Source organism: Candidatus Vampirococcus lugosii, assembly GCF_018420025.1.
Classification (GTDB): Bacteria; Patescibacteriota; Gracilibacteria; order Absconditabacterales; family Absconditicoccaceae; genus Vampirococcus; species Vampirococcus lugosii.
The window spans coordinates 1-7,081 of record NZ_JAEDAM010000053.1 but is presented as its reverse complement, the minus strand read 5'-3'; the positions used below and the strand labels follow the sequence as shown (position 1 = coordinate 7,081).

Sequence of the window (7,081 nt, the reverse complement as noted above, 5' to 3'; positions counted from 1 at the left end):
CAATTTTTGTTCAGATTGTATCTGTTCTTCAAGTTCTTTTATATATTCCGATAATTTTTTTTGTCCATTATTTTCCTCTTGTTCATCATTTTCATTATTTTTATCTTGTTCATCATTTTCATCAGTTTCCTCTTGTTCATCATTTTCATCAGTTTCCTCTTGTTCATCATTTTCATCAGTTTCCTCTTGTTCATCACTTTCATTATTTTCATCTTGTTCATCACTTTCATTATTTTCCTCTTGTTCATCACTTTCATTATTTTCCTCTTGTTCATCATTTTCATCACTTGGTGTAGTCCATATAGTTCATCATCCTCATCATCCTCATCATCCTCATCATCCTCATGAAGAAGATTTTTTACATTCATTTCAATCTATTTCATAACCACTATTACAAGTATATTCCCAATCATTCCATTTATTATCTGTTCAATTCCAAGTTCTTTTTCTTTCTCAATTATCAATACTTTCAGTAACTTCAAATCAATCTTTGTAATAAATTCATATATCAAGATCACTTACTTCTGGTGGTATAAATACTACATTTGATTCAAAATTATCATATTTATCATTATCATTTGAAGTAAAATCTACATAATAGAAACCTGTAGGAGTCATCCAAGCATATTTTCATTCTTCATCTGTAATTTGTGGATTTGGTTCTTCTCAATATCAACTTGAATCATACTCTTGCCATTCACATGGATAAGCAGTTCATCATCATTTACATACATCTATATCATTTATTATATCATCTTTATTATATCAATTTCAAGCTCTATATGCTCAAGATAATAATAAACTTTCATCAACTCAAGTTTTATCTTCAATTCTATCTCAATTTTCATCAACTAATTCATATAATTTTGCTTCTATTCAAGCAATTTTTTCATTAGTATCTTTATTGTATACAAATCAAGCAGGATCAATCAAAACTACCATTTTTGCTATAGTTTGAGTATATTTTTTATTATTTTTAATATATTCAATAACTACATCTTTAGTTCAATATCAAATATATGTTCATTTCGCAAATACTCAATTTGTCAATTTTTCTCATCATACATAATAATTTACTTCATCTGGATTATTTGTTATATCAGCCAAAACTTCTACTTTATCAGCACTTGTAAGATTAAAATTAGCCCAAACAGAAAAATATTGTATTTTTCAATTTTCTTCATCTATTCTAGAATTATTATTTACCTTTATTTCATAATTTTCTAATATAGGTAAATCTCAATCTTTTGATCAAACTTCAATATCTGATGTTTCAGAAAAGACATCATTAGTAATATCTTTTATCAAAATTGTTCAAGTTCAAGCTTGTTCTATTTTTGATTCTATACTAAATCATCAATTTCTATTTGTAGATCAAGTTCAAATAAGATTTCATTTGTGTAATATATGTATAAATGAATTAGGACTTGCAAAACCTCTTACATTAAATTTTTCTCATTCAATTACAGTAGCAGGAGAATTATATTCTATTCTAACAATAGGAATAGATAATTCTAATTTATTATCTCAAGCTTCAAACTCAATACTTAAGAAATTAATATCAGTATCAATACTATCTTTTAATAGTAAATTAACTGTAATATTATTTCAATTTAAATTATTTATATCTTCTCCATTTGTCAAATCAATAGTTCAAGTACTAACCAAATCTCAATTATCATCCAAAACTCTATAACTTGCAGTATTTATTATATCATCACCTGATAAAAATTTAATATTTCAAGAATTATTTTCACTTGGATTAAGTTTTAAAAAGATATTTTTTCATTCTAAAGCATAATCTTTAGAAAACTCTCATGATATATCTAAATCCTTTTGTTCAAAATTAATATTATGAGTAATAATATTTCAATCTCAATTTATTGTAATTCAATTTGAATAATTTTTATAATTATAATTATTTGACCTAGCATTTATAGTATATTCTCAAGCTGGAATTCACATCATCACAAATTCTCAATTTCTAATACTTGTTCAAGCTATATAAGAATTTGTTGTAGAATTATATAAACTTATATATCAATCTCTATTTGTAGTTCATTTTATAACTTTTCATTCTTGAACTACTACTGTTATAGTATCTCAAGTAGAATAATCAGAATTTTCTAATATATTTCATGTAGAAAGTTCACTAGCTCAACTATATATTCAAACAACATTTTTATTAGCCCAAGTTTGTCAATCTCTAATATTAACTGTATAATCATTATTTCATAAATTTAATAATGTTCATGTTTGAGAACTAACAAATGTTGATTTAGTACTATTAGTATCTATTAATTGTAAATTATAATTACTTACTATACTTCAAGTATAAGTATTTTCTCTAATAATAGTTTGTATCCATTTACCAACTCATATTTCTACAGTTTCAGTAGTAACACCATCAATATTTAAACTTCAATTAACGACACCACATCTTCATGTAGAAATTCTATAACTATAATCTCAAGAAATATCTTCAAATAAAATATTTATTCAAGTTTGTGTTAAACTTCTTGAAGAATATTTATTATCTCTCCAATTTGTAGATCAAGATTTTGTAAGTCTTACCCATAACCATTCTTGATTTTCTCATTCAGGAGCTAAACATTTTTCATCTACATTTACATTCAAATTTAATTCATTTCATAATGTTCTTACTTTTATTTGATTAATAGCAGATTTTATTTCTCATTCAACAGCTTTTACTCATGGATAATAATTTTTAGATCAACTTAAACCTTCAAAAGTATAACTTGTTCAAGTTCATACATTTTCTTTAAATTCTCAATTTAATAATACTTCATAAGAATCAACTCATTCTACTTCATTCCATTCAATAGTAAATCAATTATTAGTAATTCAAGTTGATATTAAATTTTCAGGTTTTGAAACTTGTAAATCTAATTTAATATTTCAAGTTCAATAATTTCAAACATAATCATAAGTTTTTACAAAATATTCTTCTCTATCAGGAGTTATTGTTATTGTTGATCAAGTAGCAAAACTATCATATCAACAAAATCAATTAGTTCCTCATTCCATAGATATAGATTTAATTTGATAATTTTGATAATTTTGACAATTATCAGGATTATTTTCATACCAATAAAAATTTTCTATTCAATAATTATCTGTTCAAGTAGCAGTTAAAGTAAAAGTTCAATCATTATTATCTACAGAAGAAATATCTGTAACAAGAGGTTTTTCATTATCATAGAACATTTCTTGTTCCAATAATATTACTTCTTCTTCTTTGTAAAAGAATTTAATTTCTAATGTTCAAGTTCAAGAACTAATATCAAAATTTTCTCATTCTTCATGATTATATGTTTCAAGATAAAAACTTATCTCAATATCTCAATCTCTATTTTCATAAAGATATCAATCAAGTTCTATTTCTTCTCATTGAGAATCAATATATTTTGATACAAAACTATAATCTTCATCATCATATCAACTAGCTATTCACAATGAATTTCAATTAATATTTCAAGTTAAATAAACATTAAATGAATCTTTAAATATATTTTTATCACAATATTCTTGTTCATTAGTATCTGTATAAGAATAGAAACAAATATTATTAATTTCAGCTTCTCAATAAGGTTGAATTAATTCAATACTAACAGTTTTTCAAGTTCAACTTACTTCAAAAGTTCAAGTTTTAGTTACAAATCAAGTTAAACTTGCAGTATATTCATAAGTTCAGTTAACAAAACTTCATGTTCAATTATTTAAATATGTTTGTCAATCAATTTCTATTTGTGCATTTTCTGGACTTAAATTAAATTCTATTTCATATTCTTCTGGGTCAACAACTTCTTCTTCTAATTCAATACTAACAGTTTTTCAAGTTCAACTTACTTCAAAAGTTCAAGTTTTAGTTACAAATCAAGTTAAACTTGCAGTATAATTATAGCTTCAATCAGCAAAACTTCAAGTTTGATTATGAGAATATGTATTTCAATCAATTTCTATTTGTGCATTTTCTGGACTTACATTAAATTCTATTTCATATTCTTCTGGGTCAACAACTTCTTCCAAAACTTCAAAATTCAGATCAAAAGAAGTAAATCAATCAGTATCAAAACTTACTGTACAATCTCAATTATCACAAGATCAAGTTAAATTTGATATTTTATTTGATAAATCTTCAATTTCATTTCAATCACTATCTTTTACACTTATCCAATCAAAATCTTCTCAATCCCATCCACTAGCATATTCTACAAATCAAGTTGCATATTCTCATTCCAAATTCATAGATAATGTAGCTGACACATCAAAAACAGAATCATCAGCATCAAATTGTATATATCAACCTGACATTGCTAATTGATCGTTTAAACCACTTAAAAAATCAATAGTTCAAGTATTTGTTAAATTAAATCAAGTATTGAATTCAATTTTTCATAAACTTTCTTTTGAGAAAGATAAACCTGTAAAATTTTGAATATTTCAAGTTGAAACCTGATCAAAATTATTTTGAATTCAAACAAGGTTTAATCAAGATCAAATTAAATTATATTGAACAACTAATTCCTCAAGAGGATCTACTACTAATTCTTCTTCTGATTCAACATAATCAGCAACAACTCACAAAATTATTTGTCAATCAGTTTCTCAATCTCAATCAATTTGATTATATTCTATATTTGCCGTAAGCATTCAAATAATTATTTCTCAAATAGAACTTCATCATAAATCACAAGATTTATTTATAGAGATATGAGAAGTATTTTTCAAGTTTTGATATGTAACTCAAGGATTTTCCCATAAATCTTCACCTAAATCCAAAATATTACAAACTGGTAAATTAGCTCCTGAACCAAAAAAATCAATAATATCGTTTGCTGTAGAATCTCAAACTCAATCTATTTTCTTTAAAGTTTCAAGATTTGCAATAGAAACATCAAAAGAATCTTTTCCATTTGCTGAATTATTTTCTATATAATCTTTTACTGTTGCATCAATTGCATTAATTGCATTATAAGAAATTAAATCAACTAATAATAAACTTCCTCAATCATCAAAATTAATTTTTACAGTTAAAAAATCATTATCTAAAAATATATCACCATAATTAGTATAATTTTTAAAGAACTCAAAAGATTTTATTGCATTCAATAAATCTTCTTGACTTTCAAGTCATACAAAATTAATTGTATTTGCTGTATCTCATGATCACAAAGTAAATCAATGTATTTCTCAATTATCTAATTTTTCTAAATCTACCAATACATTTTCACCAGAACCAAAATTTTTGTTTTCAAAACTTGATGAATCTACAAAAATTTCTTTAAAATCTTCTCAAATTTTTGTATCAGTAAGATTTTTAACTACTATATCATTTTCACTTAAATCTCAATCTTTCCACTGATAAGCATTTTTAAATATTTCTCACAAAATAACATTTTGATTTAATGTATAATCTGCACTATCTCAAAAATCTATATTATCTTCAATCATTCAAATTAAAGTATCAATAGTATTTTGAGTATCAGATGCATCTCAATATTCTCAATCTCAAATAGTTTCTCAAAGCCCTGGTTCAGTATTACTGGTTAAAAAAGTTTTAAGATCTGTATCTAGTTGAGCCAAAGCTCAAGAGGCATAATCCAATCCTATCAAATCTATCAATTCAATACTTTTATCTCATTCAAAATTCATTTTCAAAGACAAAAATTCTTTCTCCAAGAAAATATTATTATAATCAGTAAGATTTTTTGCAAATTGCAATGATTCTATTTGTCATATCAAAGTTTCAATACTATCAACACCACTTCAAGTAAAAATCAATTCATTTGCAGTAGATCAAGTTCAAACTGTAAATCAATAAATTTTTCAATCTTTTTCATTTTCTAAATCTACCAATACACTTTTACCAGCACCAAAATCCTTACTATCCAATTGATCAGTATTTACAAAAAATTCTTTAAAATTATCTCCATCTTTTGTATCAGTAAGATTTTTGATAACAAATTTATTATCATCTAATTTAATATCTTGATATCAAAATGAAAAAATACTATAAAGATCATCAACTTGTTCAAAAACTTCTCATAAAATCGTCTCTGTTTCCAAAATATTATCAAAACTTGTATATTCAATATTTTCACTTATACTACTTATAAATGAATCAATATTTTCTGTTATTCAAGTTCAATAATTTCATTCTCAAGAGATTTGTTTAATTTGTCAACTTAATGCTTCTTCAATTGACATTGAACCAATTAGATCAACAAAATCCAAAGTATATCAATCTTCAAAATTAATTCTCAAAGAATAAAAATTATTATCTAAGAAAAGTTTATAATAATCAGTAAGATTTTTTGCAAATTGTAAAGATTCTATTTTACTGACTAAATCAGCTTGATCTTGCACTCATACAAAATTAGTTATGTTTGCATTATCTCATGATCACAAAGTAAATCAATGTATTTCTCAAGTTCATACTGAACTTATATCAACTGATATATCTTTTCAATCAAATTCATCCCAATCATTACTATCAAATCAAGTAAATAAATCTGAAGAAGTTCATTGTATATCTGTGTAATTTTTTATTACAAAAGAATTTCAATCAACATTGTCTTGATTTGATGATTTTATAAATTGAAAATACTCAGAAGGAACAATAGCATAAATAAAATTTGTCATATTGGAAAAAACTAATAGAAAAGCTAATAAAAGAGAAAAAAACTTTTTACTTTTTTCTTTAGTTATTGCACCTAACAAATTAAATCTATCTCACATATTTTTCATATATTTTTTGGTAATAAATATAAATAAATTTATACTTAAACAAAACTTAAGTATAATATATAGTATATATAATAATTTCATTAAAAAAATCAACAAAAAAACTAATTAAATTAATAATTAGCTTTTTTTAAACATTTTATATTCATATCAATGCAATAATAATTAAAAGAAGTATGGTATATAAACCTTTGTTTATTTTATTCTCTACTTATATCTTTACTTTAAAGATGGTCCATCCCCACGTTCCCGTAGGGATACCTTGTTACGACTTTACCCCAGTCGCTAATTCCCTTCTTACACCACTCTGTAG

At 24.2% G+C, this 7,081-nt stretch carries 1 rRNA gene and 1 pseudogene; both read right to left on the bottom strand.

Annotated elements, in window-relative coordinates:
- Window positions 1–6,771, bottom strand: a pseudogene (locus VAMP_RS03915) (hypothetical protein); the annotation flags it as partial.
- Between the two features lie 220 nt (window positions 6,772–6,991).
- Window positions 6,992–7,081 (bottom strand): 16S ribosomal RNA (locus VAMP_RS03910); the annotation flags it as partial.